We start from the raw sequence: 25,717 nt of genomic DNA on the forward strand, positions 1-25,717 counted from the left end.
GGGCGTGCCCCAGAGCTCCGCTGCGAGCGCACCGAACCTCCTGGTGAATCCCGGCTTCGAAAGCGGATTGACCAGCTGGACGAACATCGGCACCGCGGACTCCGCGTACACACAGACCGCGAAGCCCCACAGTGGACGGACCGATCTCGTCCACGCATCGAACGGGCAGTGGGCGGTGAACACGGTGCAGACCCTGACCGGTCTGACCCAGGGCACCTACACGCTCTCCGCCTGGGTCAAGAACGACGGGGTGGCCTCCGCGGGGCTGGAGGCGTACTCCTGCGGTGACACGTCCCAGACCCTCGACCTCCCCAAGTCCCCGCAGTGGACCCGGGTGACTCTCATCGTCTCGGTGCTCAGCCCCTCCTGCACCGTCGGCATCTGGTCCAACTCCAGCGGGGGCACGCTCCAAGCCGACGACTTCTCCTTCACCCGCATCGCACCGGGATCCGGTGGCGCAATGCCGGTCGGCGGCGACATCACCTACCGGCGGATGAGCGCGGCCGCGGGCGGTGTGTACACGGACAGCGCCGACCGCAAGAAGGACGTGCTCGACGTCCTCGCCCCGCAGGGGTTCAACCTGGCCCGCATCCGCGTCTACAACAAGCCCGGCAACTTCGTGACCAACGGCGGAGAGAAGCAACAGCTCCAGCCGGGCTGGCAGGACATCGACGACGCCGTGAAGAACGCGCGGGACGCCAAGGCACGGGGGATGAAGATCTTCCTGTCCTTCCACTACAGCGACTTCTGGACCAATCCGGGACTGCAGATCAGGCCCGCGGACTGGGACGGTTACTCCCAGAGCCGGCTGGAATCGGCGATCTACGACTACACGACCCGCTCTCTCCAGGCGATGAAGCGCGCGGGCGTCACCCCGCAGTACGTCTCCATCGGCAATGAGATCAACAACGCCCTCGCGGACGTGAGCCGTTGGGCCAGCCCGGCCGATTACTTCGCCCTGCTGAAGTCGGCTTCGAAAGCGGTGCGGGCGACCTCGCCGACGAGCAAGATCGTGATCCACCTCACCACCCCGGACCGCGCCGCCTACACGGACTGGATCAACAACGCACGGGCCAACGGTCTCGACTACGACATCATGGGCGTATCGCTGTACCCGTTCTGGACCAACATGTCGATCGCGTCCTTGGCAAACTTCGCGAGCTGGGTCGGGTCGGCGAGCGAGAAGCCGGTCATGGTGGTGGAGACGGGCGCACCGTGGACGCTCAAGTCGAGCGGCGCGAGCGAGACGACCATGATCGCGCAGAACCACCTCGACCCCGACGGTCCGGAGAACTACGGCGCCACGCCCGACGGGCAACTGAGGTGGACGCGCGAGTTCTTCCGCGCCATGCATGACACGGGCAAGTGGTGGGAGTCTCGTACTGGGACCCGATCGCGATCGACTTCGCCGACGGGCCCGACCAGAACGGCTGGATCGTCGGCGGCGACAACGAGGTCGAGGACACATCCTTCTTCGGATACGGGCCGACCCACAAGGCTCTCCCTGGCCTGAGCGCTTTCCGTAGCTGGTGAGACACTGCTGATCGGGAGCCGGCCGCGGATGATTCTCCATCCCGGCCGACTCGCTCTTTGCGACGGGAGGTGGCAGATCCCTGCGTCCAGATGTATTCATAATTAATGTTTAGCTATAGAGTAAAGTATTGATTTTATCAGTACCTCGACACCAGGGAGCATTCGCCATGGCGTCCTACTCCGGCCGCGGCGTACACGGACAGGTCGTACATCAGCTGGGCACGCGCATCGTGGGAGGCCGGGTCGCCGAAGGCGAGACGCTGGACATCGGCGCGCTCGGAGCCGAGTTGGACGTGAGCCTGACCGTCATGCGAGAGGCGCTGAAGGTCCTCGCCGGTAAGGGCCTGATCGACGCTCGGCAGAAGCGCGGCACGTTCGTCAGGGAGCGAACCCACTGGAATCTCCTCGACGCCGATGTGATCCGCTGGCGTATGGAGACGGGCGACGGCAGTCAACTGCTGCGCGATCTCGCTGACGTGCGCTCCATTGTCGAGCCGGCCGCGGCACACCGGGCCGCTCTGCACCGCACCGACGCCGACCTGACTGCCCTCGAAATCGCCCTCGACGCCATGGGGCAGGCACACGCCGAGTCCAGCGACGCCGCCGAAGCCGACGCGGCGTTCCACAGAGCACTGCTCGCCGCCACGGGCAACGAGATGCTGCAGAGGATGGACATGCTCCTGGAACCGGGCCTCAGGGAGCGCGACCGAATGGTGCACGCCCACGGTGACGCCGACGACCCGGTTCCCAGCCATCGTGTAGTGCTCGAAGCCGTGCGCGACCAGGACCCCGCCCGAGCGGAACTCGCCATGCTGGACCTGTTGTCCAAGGCGACCGAGGACCTCGACCACCTCGCCCGTTCTCCCGACGCCACTCCCCGATCCTGAGTGACGGTCCGAACGCGTCATTCCTCGTTGAGAAAGTCACCGGCGCTCGGACTCCTGCTGAGCCTGACGGCACCGGACCGCACCGGGCGAACCGTCCAGTCGGTCGAGTAGCCGCACCCGGTGGGGCCCGGACAAGCTGCCGGCGGACGGGCCCGACGAGAGGATCGCACCGCGCCGTTCGGACCCGGCGGGAGTCAGCCGGACGTGGCGGGAGGCGGGACGGGGGCCCACGCCTTGGGCGACGAGAGCACGAAGCACGTCGCGGGTTTGCCCAGTTCGTTGAGCTGGTCGATGAGCGGCTCGAGCGCCCCGATGTCGCGCGCGACCACACGCAGGATGTGGTCGTCGGCGCCGGTGACCCGGTGGTCCTCCAAGACGTGCGGTGCGGCCTGAGCGATGTGGGCGGTCTGATGGGACTGGCGGACGCCGTTGGTGGACAGCACGATGAAAGCCTGCACAGGCCAGCCCGCCTTGACCGGATCGATGCGCGCTCCGTAGCCGGTGATCACCTGGAGGCTCTCCAGCCGTCGTACCCGGGCGGCCACGGCCGGCGGACTGAGCCCCACCCGGCGGGCCAGCTCCCGGTAACCGAGGCGGGCGTCATTCTGCAGCAGCGCGAGCAGATGCCAGTCGGTGGGGTCAAGGGTCGCCATGTCGTGATGAGACACCACGACTTAACAAACGGCAAGTCCTGCCCTGCTGTAGCCGCACAGTGTGCATTCCGGTCCGCCAATGCCTTTGCGTACGGTCTGCGCGTGCCCGATCCGGGGCGTGTCCGTCCTGCCCACCGTGGAGTACCGATGAGCCGCCGAGGCCTGCTGTTGTTCATGACCGTGTCCGTGCTGTGGGGGGTGCCGTACCTCCTGATCAGCGTGGCGCTGGAGGGGCTGGGCCCGGTGAGCGTGGTGGCGGGGCGAGTCGCGCTGGGGACCCTGGTTCTGCTGCCCGTGGCTGGCGGCGGGGCCTTCCGCGGCTGCTGCGGGAACGGTGGCGTCCGCTGCTGCTGCTCGCCGTGGTGGAGGTCGCGGTGCCATTCACACTCATCGCGGTGGGCGAGCGTACGGTGTCCTCCGGACTCGCCGGGGTGCTGATCGCCACGGAACCGCTGTTCGTCCTGGGCCTGGGTGTCCTCTGGGGCAAGCGCAAGCGGATGGCGCGCGGGGCGTGGGGCGGTGCGGCTTTTGGATTCCTCGGCGTCGTCGTCCTGCTCGGAGTGGAGGGCGCGGGTACGGGTGCCGCGCTGATCCTGGCGGCTGCGGCGTGCTACGCGGCGGGCGCCGTCATGATGCACCGGCTGTTCCCCGGCACGCCTCCCGTGGCCGTCACCACCGGCATGCTGACCCTGGCCACGCCCCCGCTACTGGCCATGGCCGCGATCACGGAACCCGCTCCGCAGGTGACGGACCGCGTCCTGTTCGCGGTCATCGGCCTGGGCGCGGCGTGCACCGCAGGGGGTTTCACCGCGTTCTTCGCCCTGATCAGCGCCGAAGGCCCCGCGCGCGCGGCGTTCATCACCTACGTGGCCCCCGTGGTGGCCGTCTCGGCCGGTGTACTGCTGCTCTCCGAGCCGGTCACCGCTCGCACGGTCACCGGTACCCTGCTGGTCCTGGCCGGCGCCGCGCTGGCCGCCCGCCGGCCCGCGGCGCCGACCTCTGCCGAGTGACCGCCACGACGGGCGTGGACCGCGGCCCGGCACTGGACGACGGCAGCCTCAGCGGGGGCCGTCGGCTCGCCCAGCACCCGAGCGGAACTCCAGACCCTGGGCCACCTTCCTTCGCTCCCAGGCTGATGCGCTACTGGCCTGCGACTTCATGGAAACAGTCACCCTGTCGGGGGTACGGATGTACGTGCTCGTGGTGATCGAACACGGCAGTCGCCGGATCCGGATCCTGAGCGCCACCGCGCAGGTTCTACAACAGACACCGGCCACACCAAGGCATCGCCAACGCCAGACCGCCGCACCCCCTGCCCCCACCGATCGACGACCCGGACACGTCAGACCGCCTCAACATACGCCGACGCGATCGCCTCGGCGTCATCCTCCACGCAGACCGACATACAGCGTGACCTGCACGGATGAAATTTCCGGCAAGGGCACTGCAGCCGCGTGCTCACGCCGGCGCAGCCCCGACCTTCCTGGGCGGGGCCTTGCGCGACGGTTCCGTTTCTTTGCCGTTCGCCTGCTCCAGACGTTCGGGACCAGCGGGGACCCTTCCCTCCAACCCCTGTGGCCCTTTGACCAACCTGAAACGGTGTACGCCGTGCCCCGGGTCCAGCCCGTGGACATCCGCAGCCCGGCCTCGGTCGGGTTGGAATCACTGCTGCGCCGATGCACCCTACGTCGCGGAGCAGTCGAGGCTTGCGAGGTCGACCGCGTCGGCCATGGCCTGCATGCCCTTGTCGTTGGGGTGCACGTGGTCGCCGTTGTCGAGGAAGGGGAGCATGCGCTCGGGGTCGTAGGGACTGCGCAGAGTCCGGTCGAAGTCGGCCACGCGGTCGAACTCGCCGCTGTCCCGGATGAATGCGTTGATCTCCTGCCGTACGGCTTCGCCTGCCGGGTCCCATTCGGGCCAGCCCTTGTAGGGGCCGACCGTGGCGCCGACCACGCACAGTCCGGCGTCATGGGACCGCTGGATGATCTCCCGGTAGCCGTCGATCACATCCTGCGCCGTCACCCCGGTGTGGGCCTTGATGTCGTTGATGCCCTCGAAGAGGAACACGGTCCGGACCCCGGGGTGGGACAGGACATCGCGGTCCAGCCGGTTGAGTGCGCTCTGTCCGGCGCCGTCGGCGAGCAGCTTGTTGCCGGAGATTCCCTCGTTGGCGACTCCCTCGACGGTCGTCGCGCTGGACGTGCGCAGCCGGCGGGCCAGGTAGTCGGGCCAGCGGCGGTTCAGATCGGTCGAGGACTGCCAGCCGTCCGTGATGGAGTCGCCCAGCGCGACCACCGCGCCGATGGAGGCACTTGTCCGTACGGTGACGGCGTCGAGGTAGTGCCAGGAGCCGGTCCGGCTGGCCCAGTTGGTGGCGCTCTCTTCTCCCGTGTGATCGCCCTGGGTGATGTACGACGTCGCCATGGCCATGCCGTGGCCGGTCGCGGGACCCGCGGCGTCCGGGCTGTGCACGCTGATGACCAGGTCGGACCCGGCGGCCAGCCGGCCGGGCAGCGGGTCGCTGTAGACGGTGCGTCCCGCGGGGACGGTGACCGAGCGGGCGCCGTCGAACGTGAGCCGCTTGTTGGTGCCGCGCACCAGTTCCGCACCCGACTTCCGCAGGCCCGCGTAGACGCTGTCGAAGGTCACCGGCCGGTCGCCGAAGGCGTTGGACAGGCGGATCCGCAGGTTGTCGCCGCCGGCGCTGGTATGGACGACGAGCCGGTAGCCGCGCCCGGCGACACCCTCGCCCAGGCGGTCGGCGCCGGCGCCCCAGGTGATGACGTCGTGCCGGCGAGCCGCCTTCCCGGAATCCTCGGCCAGCGCCTGCCCGGACGGGACGGCCAGGGCGCACACCATCGCGAGCGCCCCGCCCGCGGACGCGATCCGGCGGATCACCGGTCGAAGTCCTTGAGCGTGACGGACGCACCGGCCTTGAGCACCACATTGCGGGTGCGGCCCGCGAACTCGACGGTGGTCGTGCGCCCGCCGACGCTGCGCAGCCTCACCGAAGTGGGCTTCGCGTCCCGCCACTTCACGTCCACGACGAATCCGCCGCGCGCGGGAAGTCCGGTGATGTGGCCGGAAGAAGCCCATGCGTCAGGCAGGGCCGGGAGCAGTTCCAGATGGCCGGGCCGCGAGTACAGCAGCATCTCGGTCATCGCGGCCGGAGTGCCGAAGTTGGCGTCGATCTGAAAGATGCCGCGGCCCTGTTCCACCTCGTAGACGTCGAAGAGGTTGAAGGCGGTGCCGTTGCTGCCACCGCTGGACGGGCGGAGGTTGTTGACCACGAGCCGGTAGGCCTTCTCGGCGTCCTTGAGCCGGGCCCAGCACAGGCTGCGCCAGGCGTTGGCCCAGCCGAAGCTGTTCATGCCGCGCGCGGTCAGCTGGGCGGTGGCTGCGTCGACGATCTTCTTGGGGGTGGAGCCGTCGGGGCGGATGCGGTCGCCGGGGAAGAGGCCGACCAGCCCGGACAGGTGCCGGTGCGTGGTTTCGCCGAGGTTGTCGGGCGACATCCACTCCTCCAGCCAGCCCGTCTTCGGGCTCACCTGCGGCAGGTACAGGCGCTTGCGCATGCCGGTGATGGTGTCGGCGTAGGCGGTGTCCTTCTTCAGCAGGGCGGAGGCGGCCGCGAAGTTGCCGAACAGCGCCCACACCAGTTCCTGGGCGTAGGTGATGCCCTTGGCGTCGAGCGGGCCGTGCTCCGGGGACCAGTCGCTGTCCGCGATCAGCACCTCCTTGGTGGTGCCGGGGAGGGTGTGGGGCAGCAGCCGTGCCTCCCAGAACTCGCAGGCACCCTTGAGAAGCGGGTAGATCTTCGCGAGGTAGGCGCGCGACTGGGTGTACTCGTAGTGCTCGTACAGGCTGTTGCACAGCCAGGCGTTGCCCGCCGGGTGCCACCACCAGCCGCCTCCGCCGTAGGGGTTGGTGGAGATGGCGACGGTCCAGCCGGCGACCCTGCCGGTGGAGTTGCGGTAGCGGTTGCGCGGGTCGTTGAACAGGGTCTGGGTGAGCTTGGTCCAGGAGGGGAGCTGGGCGAGGCAGTAGTCGGTGAAGGTGTCGAAGCACTGGGAGAGGCCGGTCCGGTCGGCCATCCAGTAATTCATCTGGATGTTGATGTCCGTGTGGTAGTCGCCCATCCAGTCCGGGTCGTTGCCGTCCAGCCACAGGCCCTGGAGGTTCAGGGGCAGGCTGTCGCGAGATCCGGAGATCATGAGGTATCGGCCGAACTGCAGGTAGGCGGCTTCCAGTTCGGGGTCGGGGACGAGGTCGCGGGTGCGGACGTGGAGGCGTTCCCAGGTGTCCAGCTCGCGCTGCTCGGCGCTGGACGTGCCGAGCGAGAGGTCCAGTTTTGCGTAGAGGGCACGATAGTCGGCGATGTGGGTGCGCCGGAGGGCGTCGGCGGACTCCGACGCTGCGTCGCGGACCTTCGTACGGGCCAGCCGCTCGGGGTCGAGGGAGGGATTACGGAAGCCCGCGGCGGCGTCGGGCGCGTAGTTGGTGCCGGCGCTGACGACGACGGTGAGTTCCCTGCAGCCGGAGAAGTCGATCCGGGTGTCGTTGACGGTGACCTTGCCGCCTGTGGCGCGGGCCTTGACGGCGGCGCCGTAGCGCAGGCCGTTGGGGAGGGTCGCGCCGAAGGACTCGGCGGCGGTGGGGTTCTCGCCGTGGGTGCCGGTCAGGGTGATGGTGCCGGTGTAGCGGCCGCCGCCGCTCTGTGTGAAGCGCAGGACGATGACGTCGTCGGGGTGGCTGGCGTACATCTCGCGCCGGTAGGTGATGCCGGAGCGGACGTAGGAGCTGGTGACCAGGCCCTGGGCGAGGTCGAGGGTGCGGCGGTAGGTGTTGACGGCACCGAGCTCGTGGTCGGGGATGTCGACGGTGACCTTGGCGAGCAGCGTGAACGAGCCGAAGTCGGAGCGTCCGTAAGGGAACTGGCCGTCCTTGTCCAGGGTGTCGTTGAGGCCGCCGGTCCACATGGTGGCGTCGGAGATCAGCAGCAGTTCGCGGCCGGAGTCGTTGCTCGCGAGGGCGCCTATGCGGCCGTTGCCGATGGGCAGGCCCTGTTCGATCAGGGAGCCCTCGTCGCCAGGTGCTTGCCACCACAACTGCTGGCGGGCGGCGTCGGCGGGCAGTGGAGCTTCGGCGGGGCGGGCGGGCGCGGCGGAGGCGGTGAAGGTGGGCAGCGTGGCGGCGGCGGTGAGGGCCGCCGTGGTGGCGAGGGAGAGGAGGGTTCTTCTGCTCGGGTCGTCAGGGCTGGTGTTCATGGCGGCTCCGGATGCGTCTGGGGTCGGGGGACGGCGCGGGGCCGGCCCCCCGGGGGGACGGAAGGAGATCAGCGAGACTTCTGTACGTCGATCCGGTCGATGTCCGGCGCGTAGCCGTCGCTTCCGCTGTCGATGGTGACCGTGTTGGCCCCGGACTTCAGCTTCACTGGCACATAAACGCTGTTCACCGTGGTCCAGTCCCCCGTGGAAGCGAACTTGTGCGAGGTGGCGCCGCCGCCGTTGGCGGAGACCAGGGCAGACCTGGCGTCGCCGCTGATGTAGGAGACCTTGACCTGGTAGGTGCCGGCCCTGGGCACGACGACGTCGTTGACGGTGAGCTTGCCGCCGCCGTAGAGGTTGCCGACCTTGCGGCCGTCGGAGCAGGCGGAGCAGTCGGCCACGGAGGCGTTGCCGCTCAGGCCGCCCGCCTCGGCCTCGTAGCCGGTCCAGGTGAGGCCGGTGCCGCGCGGGGTGACGGTGAACAGCCGCGAGCCGTGCGCGGGCAGCGCCTGGGTGATCTTGTCGGTGTAGGTGCCGAGGTTCTCCTTGTTCCACACGTCACGCACCGAGGCCTTGCCCTGGAAGCCGAGGGTCGACCAGTTCGCCGTCACGGAGGCGGGTGCGTCGGACAGGTTGAACAGCGCCACGCTGTAGGTGCCGTCGGGGTTCTTCGCGGCCCACACCTGCTGCGGGTCGGATGCGGTGACGGGCTCGGCGGGCGGCGCGCTGCTCTGGTTGATCGCGATGACCTCGCGATTGGTCAGCAGCGACAGCCCGTAGGAGTCGAGGCGGGTGAGGTCGTCGCCGGTGTAGAGCGGAGACTTGGCGATCGCCCACAGGGTGGCGTAGCTCTGCCGCTCGGCCTTGGTGAGGCCGTCCATCTCGCCGTTGCCGACGTTGAGGGAGTCGAGGTCGTTCCAGCCGCCGGGTCCGGCGTGGTCCGTCCAGGCCGGGGCGTCGTCCCACCGGTCGTCGACCGAGTTCTCCCAACTGACCAGGGTGTTGCAGTAGCACTCGACGTCGGTGTCGATGCGCCAGCCGTTGGAGTACTTCTTCCAGTCCTCGACGTGACTGTAGGCGAGGGACCAGGACAGCTCCAGGTGGATGGGACGGCCGGCGGTGTCGATGGCCTTCTGCCAGGCGGCCACGTCGGCGACGTTGTCGTAGTTGTCGCCGCTCTTGAAGGAGCCGGGTCCGACGCCGTCGAGCTTGAGGAAGTCGTAGCCCCAGTCGGCGAACATCTGCGCCTGGGAGTCGATGTACTTCTGCGCGCAGGGATCAGAGAAGTCGATCTTGTACGAGCTGTCCCAGCCGTTGGTGGTGCGCAGGTCGTCGTAGACGATGTCGGCGGTGGTGCAGCCCTCGGCCTTCCAGATCGGCGTCCTGCCGTCGTCATACGCCTCCTTCTGCAGGCCGACCGGGAGGTAGATGCCGGCCTTCAGGCCCCTGGAGTGGATGCGGTCGGCGACGGCCTTCATGCCGCTCGGGAAGCGCTCGGGGTCGGCCTTCTGCCGGCCGTACTCGTCGAACTGCGACTTCCACGACCAGTCCATCCACCAGCCGGCGTCGATGTTGATGTACTCGTAGCCGAACTTCTTCAGCTTGGCCGCCATGGCATCGGTCTGCTTGTCGACGTTCGCCTCGGTCAGATAGCTGTAGTCACCCTTCGGGTTGAGGCCCGGGTACTTCGACGACTGCATGGTCCAACTGGTCCAGCCCATGTAGGGGTTGGCGGCCAGGGTGGTGGTCGTGGCGGCCGGGGTCGTGGGGGCCTCGGTCTCGGCCCGCGCGGCGGGAGCGGTCGTCGCGAGTTGGGCGGTGAGGGCCAGGACGACGACGGCTCCCAGCCGGCGTCCGGGCAGGGCTGCGTTCGAGGTTGACCGCATGGGCCGTACCTCCTTGTGTTCGGTGCGGCGAGGGATACGAGGGCGGCTCAGCCCTTGCTCGAGCCGATGGTGAGCCCGCTGATGAACTGACGCTGGAGCGCGAAATAGACCAGCAGCGTGGGGATCGCGGTCATCAGGGCGCCGGCCGCGATCAGATTGGGATTGGTGAAGTACGCGCCCTGGAGGTTGGCGAGGGCGGAGGTGATGGGCCGCTTGTCGCCGGTGTCGATGAGGACGAGAGGCCAGAAGAAGTCGTTGTAGATCCAGATGGACTCCAGCGTGGCCAGTGCGGCGAAGGCCGGCCGGCACAGCGGCAGGATGATCTGGAAGAACTGCCGCCACACCGGGGCGCCGTCGACCTGTGCGGCCTCGGTGATCTCCTTCGGGATCGTCTTCATGTAGTTGCTGAGAACGAAGGTGCAGAATCCGCACTGGTACGCCACGTGGATCGCGATGATGCCCCAGACCGAGTCGTACAGCAGCATGGAGTCGCTCATCCACCACGGCAGCGGGATCTGCAGGTACAGCCGGTACAGCGGGGTGATGAGCACCTGGGCGGGCAGCAGGTTGCCCGCGGTGAACAGCATCAGCAGCGCGAGGTTGAAGCGGAAGCCGAAGCGGGAGACGAAGAACGCCACGGCCGCGGAGAACAGCAGCGTGCAGAGCACCGCGGGCACGGTGATGAGGACGGAGTTCCAGAAGAAGTGCGGCATGCCGGACTGGGTCCAGGCATCGGTGAAGTTGTCCAGGCCGAAGCTGCGCGGCAGGGAGAAGTAGCCGTTGCTCGCGGTGTCCTCGTACGACCTGAGCGAGGTGTACACGGCCCACAGCAGCGGGACGAGCCACAGCAGGGCGATACTGCCGAGCAGCATGTGCCGCCCGAGGGCGCGGGGCGGCCGCTTGGGTCCGCTCTTCGGCGGTTGCCGGCGTCCTGTCCGGGTGCGGGAGGCGGGCCGCTCGACGGTGGAGGTCACTGGTCCCCCTTTCGGAAGGTCTGCACGAGGAAGGTCCCGATTGCCGCGAGCGACACGAGCAGCAGGATCACGGCGAGGGCGGAGCCGTAGCCGATGTGGCCGGCCTCGCCGACGATGTTGTCGGTGATCAGCAGGGAGAGCAGTTCCATGCCGGGTTTGCTGCCGGTCCCGCCGCCGAGGACGTAGACGATGTCGAACGCGCGCAGCGACTCCATCACCGTGACGACGAGGATGATGGTGTTGACCGGTTTGAGTGCCGGGAAGATCACCTTGAGAAAGGTCTGGCGTCCGTTGGCGCCGTCGAGGGCGGCGGCCTCCCGGAGGGCCGGGTCGACGCTTTTCAGTCCCGCCAGGTAGAGGATCATGATGTAGCCGGTGTGCCGCCAGCCCGAGGCGACGAGGACGGCCCACAGATTCAGGTCGGGGTCGCCGAGCCAGTCGATGTGGTGACCGGCCCCGACGACGCCGAGGAAGCTGTTGAGCAGCCCGGTGTCGGGGTTGTAGATGATCTCCCAGATGAAGCCGACCACCGCGAGGGACAGCACCATCGGCAAGAAGATCGCGGTCTGGTAGACCCTGGTGAATCGAATCTTCTTGTCGAGCTGGTACGCCAGGAAGATACCGAACGGGGTCGGCAGCAATGCCGTGAACAGCAGCCAGATCACGTTGTGCTGGACGGCCGGCCAGAACGGCGGGTAGTTGGTGAAGATCTCGGCGTAGTTCTCGATGCCCGTCGGCTGGATGTCGGACAGGTCGATGCCGTCCCACCTGGTGAACGACAGCGCGATCGAGGCGAGGGCGGGCAGCCAGACGAAGACGAGCAGGGCGAGCAGGGGCAATCCGATGACGAGCGTCAGGAAGAGACGGTCGCTCCGGCTCAGCCGCCCGGGGGAAGTCGCGGAGGACACAGTGCGCAGGCCTTTCCGGTCCCGGTCAGGAAGTGAAGAAGCGTGAGCGCTGGGACTCGATCTTCTTGAGGGTGGCGGTGCCGTCGTCCGGGTGGCCGAGCCACTCGACCAGGCCGGGCAGGACGACGGTGGAGATGAAGCCGGGGTCGCTGTCCCGGTCGGCGAACTGGCTGATGTTCTTCGCGGAGTTGATCAGTTCGGCCGACTTGGTCTGCAGGGCGTTGTACGAGCCGGTACCGGCCTGCTCGTTGGCGGCGAGGTTGCTCGGGTCGACGCCCCCGTACAGCTCCTCGGCCCGGGCGCCGCCCAGGAACTCCAGGAACTTTTTCGCACCGTCCTCGTTCTTCGGCTTCCGGCTCAGCATGAAGCCGTCGGTGGGTGCCTCGACGGCGTCCAGGCCGTGGACGCCGTCGATCTCGGGGAAAGGGAAGAAGTCGATGTCGCCGCGTATCGCCTCGTCGGTGATCTGCTGGCCGATGAACAGGCCGATGACCGCCATGCCCGACTTCTTGTCGATGAGCGACTGGGCGGCGTCCTGCCATGAACGGCCGCCGCCGCCCGTCTGGTAGTAGGGGGTCAGCTCGCGCCACAGGTCGAAGATGCGTACGACGCGCTTGTCGGTCCAGGAGACCTCGCCGCGCATGAGCTGCATGTGGAAGTCGTAGCCGTTGGCGCGCAGGTCGAGGTAGTCGAAGGCACCGAGGACGGACCAGCTGTCCCCGCCGCCGTAGCCGGCGGTGACCGGAGAGAGTCCGTCCTTCTTCATCCGCTTCGCGAGAGCGATGAAGTCGTCCCAGGTGGCGGGGGCTTCGTACCCTCGATCCTGGAAGAGACTCCGCCGGTAGAACACCGCCCAGGGGTAGTTGTAGAGCGGAACGAAGTAGTACTTGCCGTCCTCACCGCGCGAGAGCTGCTTGGTGGCGTCGCTGAACCCGTCGCCGATGACGTCCCAGACCTCGTCGACGGGGCTCGCGAGCCCCTTCTTCGCGAAGTACTTCATGCGGTAGCCCGCGAACCACGTGAAGACGTCGTCCGGAGTGCCCTGCAGATAGCCGGTGATGCTCTTCTGAAAGGTGTCGTGGTCGACCGTGTTCGTCTTCACCGTGAGGCCGGAGTCCTGGGTGAACGCCTTCGTGACGGCCTCGTAGGCCTTCTTGGGCGTGGCGTCGGCGCCGTTGGAACCGAACGTGACCGTCTTGGGGTCGGCTCCCGGGCCGCCGCCGCAGGCGGTGAGGACGGGAGCGGCCAGAGCGGCCGCGGACAGGCCGAACAGTCCGCCGACCACTCTGCGCCGGCCGGGGCTCTGCGCAGCCAGGGGGAAGCTGCTGTGCTGCGTCATTCGTCGCTCCTCGTGCTCGTGCGTGCTAGGTGCGCGCAGCAGCGCCATTGGTGCGCTGCTGGTGGGTGTCGGATCTGATGAAGCTCTGGATCGCGGTGGCGGCCGCACCGCGTGCCCACTCCTCGAAAGGCAACGGGCGGGTCTGTACGTCGCACCGCACGGCGGAGCCGAACGCGTACGCGGCGAAGGTGTCGCGGATCTGGTCGGCGAACAGGTCGTAGGCGGCCAGGCCCTCGCCGGAGATGATCACTCGCTCGGGCCCGAACAGGTTGGCCATGGTGGCGATGCCGCGGCCGATCGCCTCGCCGGCAGCGGCGTAGACCTCCCGCACTCCCGGGAACCCCCGGCGCGCGAGGTCCACGGCATGGGCGGAGTCGGTGACCGCGGTCCCCGTCGTCTCGGTGATGCGGGCGAGGATGGCCTGGTCGGCCGCGATCGCCTCCACACAGCCCCGGTTGCCGCACCGGCACATCGGGCCGGCCGGATCGATGGCGACGTGCCCGATTTCGCCGGCCACCCCGTGCGCCCCGGCCACCACCTGCCCATGCACCACGAGTCCGCAGCCGATGCCCGCGCCGACGGTGACCAGAGCGAAGTCGGACAACCCGACGCCGGCGCCGAACCACTGCTCGGCGACGGTCAGGGCACGCACGTCGTTCTCCACGGTGACCGGCAAGCCGGTGATGGTGCCGGCGAGTTCGCCGAGCGCCACGCCGCGCCACTCCAGAAACGGCGAGTAGCGGACGGTTCCGTCGAGGCGGTCCACGTCCCCGGAGACGGCGAGGCCGAGGCCGAGCACCGGGACACCGAAGCCTTCGGCCTCGGTGAGCAGCTCCCGCACAAGCTCCGAGATCGCGGCGAGCACTGCTGCCGGGGCCTGATCCGTCAGCGGCAGGTGCCGGGCCACGCGGATCCGGCAGCACAGGTCGGTGAGGACGCCGATGAGTTCGTCGCCGGTCGCCTTGATTCCGATGAACAGCGCTCGGCCGGCGTCGACCCGCACCGGATTGGCCGGTCGCCCCAGTGCCCGGCGGGCGTCGTCGACGTCCTCCACGAGATACCCGGCCCCGATCAGCGGCCGTACCGCCTTGGTCACCGCCGCGGCTGACAGCCCCGTGCGCTCGGCCACCTCGGAACGGGTGAGGGGACCGTGCGAGAGCAGCGTGGTGAAGATCTGGGCGGCGGCGGGCGTCTGTGCCGGTAGGGCCTCGGGAGGGGGTGTCGGAGGGGAAGTCGACTGCATGGCCGGGAACTTAGGGCCCTTATTTTCTGCTGTCAATGAAAGAAGCGGGAACTCGTGAAAACTCTGCTGTTGCTCGCTCGAAGCATTCAAACTGGGTGCCGTGCAAACCAGTTGACAGCTGATCGAAGGTCACGTTTGCTCACGGTCAGCATCGTCCCTGCTTGGAACGTGAGGCCTCATGCCGCTGATCTCCCATTCCCCCGAGGCCGGGGTCTGGCTGCTCACCACCCCGCGCACGTCGTACGCCCTGCGTATCGACGAGACCGGTGCACCCGGCCATGTCGCGTGGGGACCACGGCTGTCCCTGGCGGAGGCCCTGGAGCTGGCCGTTCCGCTGCGGGAGGCGCACAGCAGTTTCGAAGGGCGACGTGCGGTGGGCGAGGAACTGCCGGCGGATGACGGCGTCCACTACGGGCCGCCGTCGCTCCAGGTACGCCACATCGACGGCACCCGCGGTTTCGAGTGGTGGCTTCAGGGGCACGAGGTGCTCCGGCAGCCGTCATCCGGCGCGGAGGAGCTGGTCCTGAGGTTCCGCGACCGTCTGTACCCACTGGAGGTGGCGCTGCACTACCGGGTACGCGAGGACACCGACGTCATCGAGCGCCGGACCGTGCTGCGCAACGCGGGCGCCAACCGTGTCGACCTGCTGCGCGCCGACTCCGCCGCCTGGACGCTCCCGCCACTGCCCGGGTACCGGCTCAGCCACGTCACCGGCCAGTGGTCGGCGGAGACCCAACTGCGCCGAGAGCCGCTGCCGTACGGCGAGACCGTGCTGACCAGTCGCCGCGGCATCACGGGGCATCACGCCAACCCGTGGGTCATGGTGGACGCAGGCGAGGCCGACGAGGAACACGGCCGGGTCTGGAGCGCGGCCCTGGCCTGGAGCGGCGGCTGGCGCGTCACGGCGCAGCGCACGCCCGACGGCCGGGCCGGCTTCACCGCCGGCGTCGGACACGAGGGCACGGTCCTGCCACTCGGTCCGGGCGAGAGGTTCGAGACGCCAATGTGTGCCGGGCTGTTCACTGACGGCGGGTTCGGTGCCACCACCGGGGCGTGGCATGACTACATCCGGACCCATGTTCTGCCGCGCGCGGGCGAGTTGGCTCCCGTGCTCTACAACTCCTGGGAGGCGACGGGCTTCGACGTCGACGAGGACGGCCAGAAGGCGCTGGCCAAGCGCGCTGCCGCGGTCGGCGCGGAGCTGTTCGTCGTGGACGACGGCTGGTTCGGCGCGCGCCGCAGCGACCGGTCGGGCCTCGGCGACTGGACGCCGACCCCCGACCGGTTCCCCGACGGGCTCGGCCCGTTGGCCGACCATGTGCACGGGCTCGGCATGCGGTTCGGGATCTGGGTCGAGCCGGAGATGGTCAATCCGGACAGCGACCTGTACCGCGAGCACCCCGACTGGGTGTTGCACCTGCCCGGCCGGCCACGCACCGAGATGCGCAATCAGCTGGTCCTCGACTTCTCCCGACAGGAGATCGCGGACTGGGCGTACGGCTGGCTCACCCGGCTGGTCGCCGACCACGGCATCGACTTCCTGAAGTGGGACATGAACCGGGCCATTGGCGAGGCGGGCCGGCCCGGCGAACCTGGTGGCGGCGATGCGCTGTGGACGCGGTACGTGACCAATTTGTACGGGGTCCTCGACCGGTTGCGTGCCGACCATCCGCAGCTGCGCATAGAGACGTGCAGCGGCGGCGGCGGCCGGGTCGACCTGGGCATCCTCGCACGCACCGACCAGGCGTGGACGTCCGACAACACCGACGCCGAGGACCGGCTCGCCATCCAGCACGGCTTCGCCCACATCTATCCGGCGTGCTCCATGTCCGCGTGGGTGACGGACGTGCCGAACCAGCTCACCGGCCGTTCCGTACCCTTGTCGTTCCGCTTCCACGTGGCGATGTCCGGCCTGCTCGGCATCGGCGGCGACCTCTCCCGCTGGACGGAGGACGAGGTCACCGAGGCCGCCGGACTGGTGGTCACCTACAAGCGAGTACGTCATCTGGTCCAGCAGGGTGCCATGTACCGCCTCTGCGAGCCGGCGAGGGAGGGACCGACCGTCGTGCAATACGCCGGAGACGGCGCCGGCGAGGTGCTGCTCCTTGCGTGGCAGCGCGGACCACGGCACGGTGCCCCGCGCCAACCGGTCCGCCTGCGGGGCTTGACCCCGGGCGCCCGCTACCGCGACACGTACACCGGAACGGTCCACCATGCGAGGATCCTTGCCGACTACGGGCTGCACCTGGACCTGCCGCCCGGCGACTGGGCGAGCACGGTGCTGCACCTGGTACGCGTCCCGGCAGAGGGCTCGTGACACGTTGCCCATACCCGACGGACTGCGGCGAGGCAGCGGGCGGAGAACGAAGCGGCCCTGGGGGTGCCGCCCGCGACGTCGTCCCATTCCTTCCAGCACCGCGAAGCGACCGTAGACGGCGTAACTGTCGCCCTGTCGGGCAGCCCCTGCATTTCCTCGACCAGCACCTCGATGCGGTCCGTCCGACTCGAGCCGCGCCAGGGCCTCGCGTACCGGTGTGGCCGAGCCGGCGTGTTCCTGGGCCCCTCCGTGCCCGGCGGCATCCCACAGGTCACCCCTTCTGCACCCCGCTCCCGTCTGTGACAACCCATCGACTAGCTTGTTTCTATAGGATTCTGTAGAACTTGACGGCGCAGGGCACAGTGCTCCTGTAGGCACCAACCGGGCCATGGCGGAGTGCGACGGGGTGCGGTCCGCGACCTTCTCGCATCTTATGTTCGGTTTGTAGTGGAGATTCGTCGTCCCGATCCCCGCAGGGGCCTTGACGCGGATCGGGGTGCTCCCCGAGCATCACGGCAACAAAATCCTATTTGATTCGGGGCATCATCATGAGCCGTCGCAGAACCGCCATGACAGCCGCCGTCACCCTCGTAGTCCTGGTCGCCGCCTCATCGGCCTGCACCATCAAGAACTCGGACGAACCGGGCGTCGCGAGCGCCGCTTCCGGGAAGACCGGCGGTGGGACGGCCGAGCTGGCCGATGGCTCCGCGACCAAGGTCGCGCTCGTACCGGGCGGAGCCCACCCCTACTTCCAGCCCTGGAAGCAGGCCGGCGCGAAGGCCGAGAGAACGCTGGGACTGGGCGACGTCACCTTCGACGAGACCGCCGAGTGGGACCAGCAGAAGCAGAACAACCTGGTCTCGACGCTCGCCGCCCGCGGCTACAACGCCTTCGGCATCTTCGGCGTCTCCCCGACCGACATCAACACCACCTTCGCCGACCTCAAATCCCAGGGCTTCGCCGTCGCGTCCCTGGCCTCCTGTCCGGCCGGCGACACGAACGAGGCGGACTTCTGCCTCTCTACGGACGTCGAACTGGCCGCGTACAAGGCCGCGAAGGCCGCCATCGAAGCCATGCACGGCAAGGGCGCCCTCGTCCATCTGACCGGCAACAACGTGGACGCCAACACCCAGCTGCGCAGGCGGGGGGTGGAGAAGGCGGTGAAGGAGACCGGCGGCAAGGTCACGCTGCTGCAGACCATCACCGACATCGACAAGGATCTTCAGACCGCCCAGAAGGCCGTGTCCGACCTGCTCGCCGCCAAGGGTGCGCAGATCGCGGGCATCGTCTCCACCGCGTACAACCCGGCGGTCGCCGCCGCCGAGGCCGTGCGGGAGTCCGGCTCCGCGGCCAAGGTCGTGGCCATCGACGACGACGCCAAGATCCTGTCGTCGATCAAGAACGGCTCCGTCAGTGCCACCGTCGTGCAGAACCCGGTCGGTCAGGCGGAGATCGGCGCCTGGGCGCTCGCCCTGCTGCAGACGAAGCAGTGCACCATGAAGGATCCCGGCAAGATCGTCGACTCCGGCTCCTTCATCGTCACGAAGGACAACCTCTCCGACTACGACGACGCACGCAAAGCCAAGACGGCGCAACTGAAGAAGCAGTTCGCCGACGAGTTCCTCACCTGCGGCTGACCGCCGGGCCCCCGACACAGAAAGTCAGTACGCGCATGACCCTCATCACCAACGTGACGGCCCTGCTGGCCGACATCGCCGTGGAGACCGACCGCACCGACGCCGTGCAGTCGTTCGTCAAACAGGAGACCGTCCTCGTCACCATCACCACGGCCGATGGCCTGGTCGGTACCGGCTACGCCTACACGATCGGTACCGGCGGCAGTTCGGTGGTGGCGCTGCTCCGGGAGCACCTGCTGCCCCTCCTCACCGGCAAGGACGCCCGCAACGTCGAAGGCCTCTGGCAGTCCCTGTTCGCCCACACCCGAGCCACGACCACCGGCGCCATCACCTCACTGGCGCTCGCCGCCGTGGACACCGCCCTGTGGGACCTGCGCTGCAAGCGTGCCTCAGAACCGCTGTGGCGGCTGGCGGGCGGGCACCGCCAGGAGATCCCGGTCTACGACACCGAGGGCGGCTGGCTGCACCTCGGCACTGAAGACCTGGTCAAGTCCGCGCTCGCGGCCAGAGACGCCGGGTTCTCCGGGGTCAAGATCAAGGTGGGCAAGCCGCACGTCGCCGAGGACGCGGAGCGGTTGCGCGCCGTCCGTGACGCTGTCGGCCCCGGGCTGCACATCATGACGGACGCCAACCAGTCCCAGTCGCTGTCCTCCGCCGTACAACTCGCCGCAGCCCTTGAACCGTACGGCCCGTACTGGCTCGAGGAGCCCCTGCCCGCCGACGACATCAGCGGCCATGCCCGGCTGGCCCGCTCGACCCGGATCCCGATCGCCGTCGGCGAATCCCTGTACGCGCCCATGCAGTTCCGCAGTTACCTGGAGGCCGGTGGCGCCTCCATCGTGCAAGTGGACGTCGCCCGTGTAGGCGGCATCACCCCGTGGCTGAAGGTCGCTCACCTCGCGGAGACCTTCAACGTCGGGGTCTGTCCGCACTTCCTGATGGAACTGCACGTCAGCCTGGTCGCCGCGGTGCCCAACGGCGTGTTCGTCGAGTACATCCCGCAGCTGCGCGCCGTGACCCGCACCGAGATGGCCCTGCACAACGGCCTCGCCGTGGCGCCGGACGAGCCCGGCATCGGCATCGACTGGGACATGGACGCCATCGACGACCGGAGGGTCTCATGAAGACGGCGGTCACACGGACCGACAGCGAGACCGACCGTCGTTCCGAGGGGGCCCGCGCGGCCCACCGGCTCCCGTTCTGGGTCAATCAGCGGCTCGGCCTGCTCGTGCTCGTCGTCGCGCTCGCCGCCCTGTTCGGCGTGTTGCGCCCCGCCTTCTTCGACGAGCGGCTGGTGCTTTTTCCCCTCCTGAGGGACATCTCGACGCTCACCGTGGTGGCACTCTCGCAGATGGTCGTCCTGTCCATCGGACACATGAACCTCGCCGTGGGACGCATGGCCGCCTTCGGTGCCTTGTTCGCGGGGTTCGGCTACGACCGGCTCGCACTGCCGCTGCCGCTCGGCCTCGTGCTGTGCCTCGTCGCCGGGGGAGCCATCGGGGCCCTCACCGGCTGGGTCATCGCCCGCACCGGCGTGAACTCGTTCGTCGTGACGCTGGCCATGGATTTCGCCCTGCTGGGTCTGGTGTCCTTGCTCTACTCGGCCCTCACCGAGAACGCCGCCTTCACCACCCGGCCCGACGGGCTCGCGGAGCTGCGTTCCTACTCGCTCGCGGACATCTGCGCCGGCCCGATCTGCGGCTCACCCGCCATCCCGCAGCTGGCCCAGTTCACCGTGCTCGCCCTGGCCGGCCTCGGCTTCCTCTACGCCCGCACCCGCTTGGGCCGGGAACTGCTGCTGACCGGCGCCAACCCCGCCGCCGCCGAGCTGTCGGGTATCCCCACCGGCCGCCGGATCATCCTGGCCCACGCGCTGTCCGGGCTGCTCGCGGCCCTCGCCGGCTTCATGGCCGCCGTCGGCACCGGCACGTTCCGCGCCTCCATCGGCGACGACTTCATGCTCCCCTCGTTCCTCGGCGCCGTGCTCGGCGGGACCCTCCTCACCGGTGGTGTCGTCTCCGTCATCGGAGCCCTGCTCGGCACCTCCCTCGTCGGCGTCATCCGCAAGGGGCTCGACCTGCTCAGCGTCGGTCTCGAAAGCCTCAACATCTACCTCGGCTGCGTGCTCCTGTTGGCCCTGTCCGCGGACCGGGTGCGCACCGTCGTGTCCTATCGCAAGGTGGTGCGCTCCACATGACGACGCTCCGCGACAAACAGGCCTTGGCCCTCCCGGCCCTGCGGCGCTTCACCGGGTCCACCACGACGACCCTGCTGTGCGTGGTCGTCGTCGGTTACGTGGGCCTCGGCATCGCCTCCTCCGGTTCCTTCTTCGAAGGCTCCTCCCTCCGCACGTTCCTCCAGTACCTCGCCACACCCGTCCTCATCGGCCTGGCCCAGATGGTGGCTCTGTGCGTCGGGCAGCTCAATCTCGCCGTCGGCGCGCTGGGCGGGTTCACCGCCTGCCTGATGGGTGTACTGATGGCCGACCAAGGAGTGCCCGCCGGCCTCGCCGTGCTGACCGGCGTCCTCACCGCCACCCTGATCGGCCTGCTCACCGGCGTGTTCATCGTCGCCACCCGCATCAACGGCTTCATCGTCACCCTCGGCACGATGACGATCCTGGTGGGCGCGCAGTACCGGCTCTCCGGCACCCGCACCATCGACGGCTACTCGACGACGCTCCGCGACTTCGGCCACGCAGCGCCGCTGAACATCCCCCTCGTCTTCGTCACCGCTCTCGCCGCGGCCACGCTGCTCGCTGCCTTCATGTACCGCACCATCGCCGGCCGACGGCTGCTGGCCGCCGGCGGCAACCCGCTCGCGGCCCGCCTGTCCGGCATCTCCACCGACCGGCAGATCGTGCTCGCCCACACCTTGTCCGGCCTGCTCGTCGGCCTCGCCGCGCTGATCGCCACCGCCTCACTGCCCGGCGTCAACCGCAGCGTCGGCGGAGACTGGCTGCTACCCAGCTTCGCCGCTCCCATCATCGGCGGCGTCGCGCTCACCGGTGGCTCGGTCGCGGTGCTCGGCACCGTGCTGGCCGCTTTCGTGATGCGGCTCATCGACACCGCGCGGGCCCAGTTCTCCCTCGACCCGAGCTGGGTGAACTTCCTCATCGGCCTGGTCGTCCTCGGCACCGTCGTCGGCGGCCGCATCCACCAGACCCACCTCGAGAAGAAGGGCAGGGCACCCGGACGCACACCACCCGCGCCACCGGAAAGCGACACGCCGCCGGCCGCGGTCCTGCCGAGCACGGGAGGCGCCCGATGAGCGACCAGGTTCTGCTGGAATGCGAGAACATCGTCAAGGTCTTCCCCGGAGTACGCGCCCTCGACGGCGTGAGCCTGACCCTGACCGCCGGTACCGTGCACGCCCTGCTCGGGGAGAACGGCGCGGGCAAGTCCACGCTGATCAAAATGATCACCGGAGTGCACCCGCCCGACGGCGGCAGACTGCTCCGTCACGGCGAGGAGATCCACCTGCGCTCCCCGCTGGAGGCCACCCGGGCCGGCATCGGCGTGGTCCACCAGGAGCGGAACCTGATCCCCGGCTTCTCCGTGGCCGAGAACATCACGCTCCAGAACCCGCCCTCGCGCCGGGGACTGGTCGATCGGGAGGCAATGACCGCCCTCGCCCAGCGCTGCCTGGCCGAACTCGGCCTGGACCTCGACCCGCACCGACCGGTACGCGAACTGTCCGTGGCGATGCAGCAGTTGGTCGAAATCGCCAAGGCCCTGTACACCGACAGCGAGGTGCTGCTTCTTGACGAGCCCACCGCCTCGCTCTCCCCCGGGGAAGCGGAGCGCCTCTTCGACGTCGTACGCCGGCTCAAGGAGCGCGGGACCTGCGTGGTGTTCGTCAGCCACAAGCTGGAGGAGGTCTTCGCGATCTGCGACACCGTCACCGTCCTGCGCGACGGCCGACCGGTGCTCGAGTCGGCACCCCTCGCCGAGTACGCCCAGGACGAGGTGGTCACCCTCATGGTCGGCCGAGCCCACTCGGTGACGGACCTGACGCCGCGCGCGGTGGACACCTCCGCACCACCGGCCCTGTCCCTGTCGGGACTGTGCACGGCGGCCGGACACCAGGACGTCTCGCTCGACGTCCGGCCCGGCGAGATCGTCGGCTTGTACGGTCTGGTCGGCGCCGGCCGCAGCGAACTGGTCAAGGCCGTCCTCGGCCTCGACCGGATCACGGCCGGCGAGATCCGCGTGTACGGCCGACCCGCGCGGATCAGCTCCCCGCGGGAGGCCCTGCACACCTACGGCATCGGCTATCTGACAGAAAACCGCAAAGAGGAAGGCGTCTTCCTGGAGCAGCCCATCGTCCGGAACATCACCGTGACGGTGTGGAACACACTCGGCCGGTTCCTCGGCGACATCTCTCCACGCCGGGAAAGGGAGGTCGCACAGGACCACGTCGACCGTCTCGGAATACGTGTCTCCGGGTTGCAGCAGAACGCGGGTGAACTGTCCGGCGGCAACCAGCAGAAGGTGAGCCTGGCGAAGTGGCTCGCGGCCGATACCCGGCTGCTGGTCGTCGACGAACCGACCGTCGGTGTGGACGTGCGGGCCAAGCATGCCTTCCACGAGCTGATCTGGGAGCTGGCCCGCGACGGCCTGCCGATCCTGCTCATCAGCAGCGACCTGACCGAGATGATCACCCTCGCCGACCGGGTGGTGGTCATGGCCGACCACCGCGTCCGCGGGAAGGTGGACAACGACCACGACTACGACCGCATGAGCGGGAAGATCATCCGGATGATCCACGACCGTGCCGCCTCGACCGTGACCGCGAAGGGCTCCGCCACATGAAGCGGCTTGCCCAGGTCTTCCAGGTCCTCCCCGACAGGGGGGAGGAGTACCGGGCGCTACACCGCGACGTACCCGAACCGGTCCTCGGCTCGCCAGGTACGCGATGGCGGCGGCGACCTCCTCCGCGGTGACCAGACGGCCCATGGGCTGGCGGGCGCGACGGCCCGGTGCGCGGAGGCGCGCAGCAGGGGCAGCGCGGCCCGGGTGGTGCGGACCATGCCGAGTACGTTCACGTCCAGGACGCGGTACCACTCGGCGTCCTCGTTGTCCTCGACGGTACCCACGGCGCCGATGCCCGCGTTGTTGACCAGGATGTCGATGCCGCCGAGGTCACCGGCCGCGGCGGCGACAGCGGACCGCACCGCGGTGTGGTCCGACACGTCGGCGGCGTACCCGCGCAGCGGCATACGCCGTTCCCTGGAAGGACAGCCTCATCCGCCTCGGGCTCGACCGCGTGGGCCTGGTCCTGATCCACGACCCCGACGATCACGGGAGCATGCCTTCGAGGAGGCGTACCCGGCGCTGGAGGAGCTGCGCTCGCAGGGCGTCGTGCGAGCCATCGGCGCCGGTATGAACCAGAGCCGCATGCTGGCGCGGTTCATCACCGACACGGACGTCGACGCGGTGCTCTGCGCCGGACGCTACACGTCGCTGAGCAGGGCGCGCTGGAGGCGTTGCTGCCCGCCGCGGCAGCCGCCGGCAGGAGCGTGATCGTCGGCGGTGTGTCCAACTCCGGGCTGCTGGCCGATCCCACGCCTACAGCCACCTACGACTACGGGGCGGCGCCCAAGGGCCTGCTGCGCCGGGCCACGCGTATGCGCGACCTCGCGGAAGGGCACGGGGTGCCGCTGCGTGCCGGCCCTCCGCTTCCCCTTCGGCCATCCCGCGGTCTCCTCGGTACTCGTCGGGGCGCGGTCGGCGGCCCAGGTCCGGGACGCGGCGGCGCAGTACCGCAAGCCCTGCCCGGTGCCGTACGGGAGGCTCTGCGCGAGCAGGAGCTGCTCCCCGCCGGTGTGCCGATTCCGGAAGGAAGCCGCTCGTGAGCATGGTCGACGCCCATCACCACGCTCGTGAGCATGGTCGACGCCCATCACCACCTGTGGGACCTCGCCGTACGCGACCAGGGGTGGATCGACGGGCCCGAACTGGCCCCGTTGCGGCGCTCCTTCGTCCTCGCGGACCTGGAGGCCGAGAGCCGGGCGGCCGGGATCACGGCCACGGTCGTGCTGGATCGCCACCAGGTCCAGGCGGAGCCCGACCCCGACTGGCTGACTCGGCCGGATGTCCTGCGCGGCCTGCGCACGGTCGCCTCGGCGGGGCTCGTCTACGACCTGGTTGTCCTGCCGCACCAACTGCCCGCGGCGGCGCGGGCGGCCGCCGCCGTACCCGGGCTGACCTTCGTCCTGGAACACCTCGGCAAGCCGCCGATCGTCTCCGGGCCGAACGAGCCGTGGGCGCGGCAGTTGCGGAAACCGGCATCCCTGGTTCCGGCGCCTGATCTGATCCGGTCACTCCCCCTCGAACCGGGTCAGCTGGCGCTCCAGGCTGCGCGTGAGGTGATCGGCCATCGCCTCGGCGGCCCGTTCGGGCCGACGGCGCAGAATCGCCCGCACCACGCGCTCGTGCTCGGCCAGGGTGGGGTCGCCTGCGTCCTGGTTGCTGCTGAGGCGGAAAATGTGCAGGTGAGAGTGGAGCCGCTCCACCGCGTCAGCGAGCAGCGGCCGGTGGGTGGCTTCCGCGACGGCATCGTGGAAGCGCTGGTCCAGTGCAGCGAAGTCGCGATAGGAGGCGTATGGCCCGCCGGGGCCCGTCGGGTGGACCAGCATGGCCTCCAGCGTCGCTTCGATGGCGTCGAGCTGACCCTCGTCCGCGTTGCGGGCAGCGAGCGCCGCGGCGCGCGGCTCCAGGAGCAACCGCATTTCGAACAGCTCCTCCACGCCCTGCCGCGTCAGCAACTCGGTCGCACGGTATCCAGACAGGGACCGTTTGACCACGAGACCGTCGGACTCCAGCCGGGCGAGAGCCTCACGTACGGGAGTCGGCGAGACGTCGAGAGCACTGGCCATGGCCTCGATACCGACGCGCGCCCCCGGGGCGATCTCATGGTCCATGATCCTGGCCTTGATGTCCTCGTAGACACTGTCGGACAGGGCTTGCCGGACCGGCGCGGTGGTCGGCTCACTCGCCCTGTCCGCTTGAGCGGGGACAGGGGGGTCGTGTGCCGACATCCGGATCTCCCTGCGCTCAGTGTGCTGCGAC

General features: G+C 69.0%; 19 protein-coding genes and 2 pseudogenes. 11 read left to right on the top strand and 10 right to left on the bottom strand.

Annotated features, from left to right (window positions below):
* The first annotated feature begins 43 nt into the window (after window positions 1-43).
* Window positions 44-1,513, top strand: coding sequence for a glycosyl hydrolase 53 family protein (locus tag ACFV2X_RS07750; RefSeq protein ID WP_385612768.1), 1,470 nt, complete (start codon window positions 44-46; stop codon window positions 1,511-1,513).
* 187 nt (window positions 1,514-1,700) lie between these two features.
* Entirely contained in the window at window positions 1,701-2,420 is a 720-nt protein-coding gene (locus ACFV2X_RS07755) for a FadR/GntR family transcriptional regulator (protein ID WP_385612771.1), read from the top strand.
* A gap of 194 nt (window positions 2,421-2,614) precedes the next feature.
* Here the strand turns inward: ACFV2X_RS07755 and ACFV2X_RS07760 are convergent, their stop codons facing one another.
* Window positions 2,615-3,073 (bottom strand): Lrp/AsnC family transcriptional regulator, encoded by a 459-nt coding sequence (locus ACFV2X_RS07760; RefSeq protein WP_385612774.1) that lies wholly within the window; start codon window positions 3,071-3,073, stop codon window positions 2,615-2,617.
* Window positions 3,074-3,264: 191 nt separating this feature from the next.
* Between ACFV2X_RS07760 and ACFV2X_RS07765 the strand changes: the two genes are divergently transcribed.
* Window positions 3,265-4,083, top strand: coding sequence for a DMT family transporter (locus ACFV2X_RS07765; protein ID WP_385612777.1), 819 nt, complete (start codon window positions 3,265-3,267; stop codon window positions 4,081-4,083).
* A 673-nt stretch (window positions 4,084-4,756) separates the two neighbouring features.
* On the opposite strand, the gene ACFV2X_RS07770 is transcribed toward ACFV2X_RS07765, so the two are convergent.
* The 7 genes from ACFV2X_RS07770 to ACFV2X_RS07800 all read right to left on the bottom strand — a co-directional run bounded on the left by ACFV2X_RS07770 (window position 4,757) and on the right by ACFV2X_RS07800 (window position 14,690).
* Window positions 4,757-5,932: an SGNH/GDSL hydrolase family protein gene (locus ACFV2X_RS07770; protein WP_385612932.1), complete on the bottom strand. Its 1,176-nt coding sequence runs from the start codon at window positions 5,930-5,932 to the stop codon at window positions 4,757-4,759.
* A gap of 35 nt (window positions 5,933-5,967) precedes the next feature.
* A complete protein-coding gene (locus ACFV2X_RS07775; RefSeq protein WP_385612780.1) occupies window positions 5,968-8,340 on the bottom strand; it encodes a glycoside hydrolase N-terminal domain-containing protein in 2,373 nt (790 codons plus the stop codon).
* Window positions 8,341-8,408: 68 nt separating this feature from the next.
* On the bottom strand, window positions 8,409-10,226 hold the full coding sequence (locus ACFV2X_RS07780) for an alpha-galactosidase D (protein WP_385612783.1): 1,818 nt from the start codon (window positions 10,224-10,226) through the stop codon (window positions 8,409-8,411).
* A 47-nt stretch (window positions 10,227-10,273) separates the two neighbouring features.
* Complete coding sequence (locus ACFV2X_RS07785) at window positions 10,274-11,200, bottom strand: carbohydrate ABC transporter permease (RefSeq protein WP_385612786.1); 927 nt, start codon at window positions 11,198-11,200, stop codon at window positions 10,274-10,276.
* Complete coding sequence (locus tag ACFV2X_RS07790) at window positions 11,197-12,108, bottom strand: carbohydrate ABC transporter permease (protein WP_385612788.1); 912 nt, start codon at window positions 12,106-12,108, stop codon at window positions 11,197-11,199. Before ACFV2X_RS07790 ends, ACFV2X_RS07785 begins: the two co-directional genes overlap by 4 nt.
* Window positions 12,109-12,133: 25 nt before the next feature.
* The gene (locus ACFV2X_RS07795) at window positions 12,134-13,447 is read right to left on the bottom strand and encodes an ABC transporter substrate-binding protein (RefSeq protein WP_385612791.1); all 1,314 of its coding nucleotides are present in this window, start codon (window positions 13,445-13,447) and stop codon (window positions 12,134-12,136) included.
* A 25-nt stretch (window positions 13,448-13,472) separates the two neighbouring features.
* Entirely contained in the window at window positions 13,473-14,690 is a 1,218-nt protein-coding gene (locus ACFV2X_RS07800) for an ROK family protein (protein ID WP_385612794.1), read from the bottom strand.
* Window positions 14,691-14,868: 178 nt separating this feature from the next.
* Between ACFV2X_RS07800 and ACFV2X_RS07805 the strand changes: the two genes are divergently transcribed.
* The 6 genes from ACFV2X_RS07805 to ACFV2X_RS07830 all read left to right on the top strand — a co-directional run bounded on the left by ACFV2X_RS07805 (window position 14,869) and on the right by ACFV2X_RS07830 (window position 23,458).
* Window positions 14,869-17,007 carry an alpha-galactosidase gene (locus tag ACFV2X_RS07805; protein WP_385612797.1) on the top strand — a complete coding sequence of 713 codons (2,139 nt, stop codon included), beginning with the start codon at window positions 14,869-14,871 and terminating at the stop codon, window positions 17,005-17,007.
* A 548-nt stretch (window positions 17,008-17,555) separates the two neighbouring features.
* Window positions 17,556-18,644, top strand: coding sequence for a sugar ABC transporter substrate-binding protein (locus tag ACFV2X_RS07810; RefSeq protein ID WP_385612799.1), 1,089 nt, complete (start codon window positions 17,556-17,558; stop codon window positions 18,642-18,644).
* Window positions 18,645-18,679: 35 nt separating this feature from the next.
* On the top strand, window positions 18,680-19,768 hold the full coding sequence (locus tag ACFV2X_RS07815) for a mandelate racemase/muconate lactonizing enzyme family protein (protein WP_385612802.1): 1,089 nt from the start codon (window positions 18,680-18,682) through the stop codon (window positions 19,766-19,768).
* Entirely contained in the window at window positions 19,765-20,841 is a 1,077-nt protein-coding gene (locus tag ACFV2X_RS07820; RefSeq protein WP_385612804.1) for an ABC transporter permease, read from the top strand. Before ACFV2X_RS07815 ends, ACFV2X_RS07820 begins: the two co-directional genes overlap by 4 nt.
* On the top strand, window positions 20,838-21,914 hold the full coding sequence (locus ACFV2X_RS07825) for an ABC transporter permease (protein WP_385612807.1): 1,077 nt from the start codon (window positions 20,838-20,840) through the stop codon (window positions 21,912-21,914). The genes ACFV2X_RS07820 and ACFV2X_RS07825 overlap by 4 nt, the downstream gene beginning before the upstream one ends.
* Window positions 21,911-23,458 carry a sugar ABC transporter ATP-binding protein gene (locus ACFV2X_RS07830; protein WP_385612810.1) on the top strand — a complete coding sequence of 516 codons (1,548 nt, stop codon included), beginning with the start codon at window positions 21,911-21,913 and terminating at the stop codon, window positions 23,456-23,458. The genes ACFV2X_RS07825 and ACFV2X_RS07830 overlap by 4 nt, the downstream gene beginning before the upstream one ends.
* 158 nt (window positions 23,459-23,616) lie before the next feature.
* On the opposite strand, the pseudogene ACFV2X_RS07835 reads toward ACFV2X_RS07830, so the two are convergent.
* Window positions 23,617-23,862, bottom strand: a pseudogene (locus tag ACFV2X_RS07835) (SDR family NAD(P)-dependent oxidoreductase); the annotation flags it as partial.
* Between the two features lie 318 nt (window positions 23,863-24,180).
* Between ACFV2X_RS07835 and ACFV2X_RS07840 the strand changes: the two are divergent.
* Window positions 24,181-24,501, top strand: a complete 321-nt coding sequence (locus tag ACFV2X_RS07840; protein ID WP_385612813.1) for a hypothetical protein — start codon at window positions 24,181-24,183, stop codon at window positions 24,499-24,501.
* A gap of 33 nt (window positions 24,502-24,534) precedes the next feature.
* Window positions 24,535-24,942 (top strand): annotated as a pseudogene (locus ACFV2X_RS07845) (amidohydrolase family protein); the annotation flags it as partial.
* Between the two features lie 24 nt (window positions 24,943-24,966).
* On the opposite strand, the gene ACFV2X_RS07850 reads toward ACFV2X_RS07845, so the two are convergent.
* A complete protein-coding gene (locus ACFV2X_RS07850) occupies window positions 24,967-25,686 on the bottom strand; it encodes a GntR family transcriptional regulator (RefSeq protein ID WP_385612816.1) in 720 nt (239 codons plus the stop codon).
* Window positions 25,687-25,717 lie beyond the last annotated feature (31 nt).

The organism is Streptomyces sp. NPDC059679, assembly GCF_042734105.1.
GTDB lineage: Bacteria > Actinomycetota > Actinomycetes > Streptomycetales > Streptomycetaceae > Streptomyces.

What these genes read in the sequence shown, in the direction of transcription:
- ACFV2X_RS07755 (WP_385612771.1), top strand. Translation starts at nt 1,701, where the DNA reads ATGGCGTCCTACTCCGGCCGCGGCGTACACGGACAGGTCGTACATCAG.
- ACFV2X_RS07760 (WP_385612774.1), bottom strand. Translation starts at nt 3,073, where the DNA reads ATGGCGACCCTTGACCCCACCGACTGGCATCTGCTCGCGCTGCTGCAG.
- ACFV2X_RS07770 (WP_385612932.1), bottom strand. Translation starts at nt 5,932, where the DNA reads ATGGTGTGCGCCCTGGCCGTCCCGTCCGGGCAGGCGCTGGCCGAGGAT.
- ACFV2X_RS07775 (WP_385612780.1), bottom strand. Translation starts at nt 8,340, where the DNA reads ATGAACACCAGCCCTGACGACCCGAGCAGAAGAACCCTCCTCTCCCTC.
- ACFV2X_RS07780 (WP_385612783.1), bottom strand. Translation starts at nt 10,226, where the DNA reads ATGCGGTCAACCTCGAACGCAGCCCTGCCCGGACGCCGGCTGGGAGCC.
- ACFV2X_RS07795 (WP_385612791.1), bottom strand. Translation starts at nt 13,447, where the DNA reads ATGACGCAGCACAGCAGCTTCCCCCTGGCTGCGCAGAGCCCCGGCCGG.
- ACFV2X_RS07800 (WP_385612794.1), bottom strand. Translation starts at nt 14,690, where the DNA reads ATGCAGTCGACTTCCCCTCCGACACCCCCTCCCGAGGCCCTACCGGCA.
- ACFV2X_RS07805 (WP_385612797.1), top strand. Translation starts at nt 14,869, where the DNA reads ATGCCGCTGATCTCCCATTCCCCCGAGGCCGGGGTCTGGCTGCTCACC.
- ACFV2X_RS07810 (WP_385612799.1), top strand. Translation starts at nt 17,556, where the DNA reads ATGAGCCGTCGCAGAACCGCCATGACAGCCGCCGTCACCCTCGTAGTC.
- ACFV2X_RS07815 (WP_385612802.1), top strand. Translation starts at nt 18,680, where the DNA reads ATGACCCTCATCACCAACGTGACGGCCCTGCTGGCCGACATCGCCGTG.
- ACFV2X_RS07820 (WP_385612804.1), top strand. Translation starts at nt 19,765, where the DNA reads ATGAAGACGGCGGTCACACGGACCGACAGCGAGACCGACCGTCGTTCC.
- ACFV2X_RS07825 (WP_385612807.1), top strand. Translation starts at nt 20,838, where the DNA reads ATGACGACGCTCCGCGACAAACAGGCCTTGGCCCTCCCGGCCCTGCGG.
- ACFV2X_RS07830 (WP_385612810.1), top strand. Translation starts at nt 21,911, where the DNA reads ATGAGCGACCAGGTTCTGCTGGAATGCGAGAACATCGTCAAGGTCTTC.
- ACFV2X_RS07850 (WP_385612816.1), bottom strand. Translation starts at nt 25,686, where the DNA reads ATGTCGGCACACGACCCCCCTGTCCCCGCTCAAGCGGACAGGGCGAGT.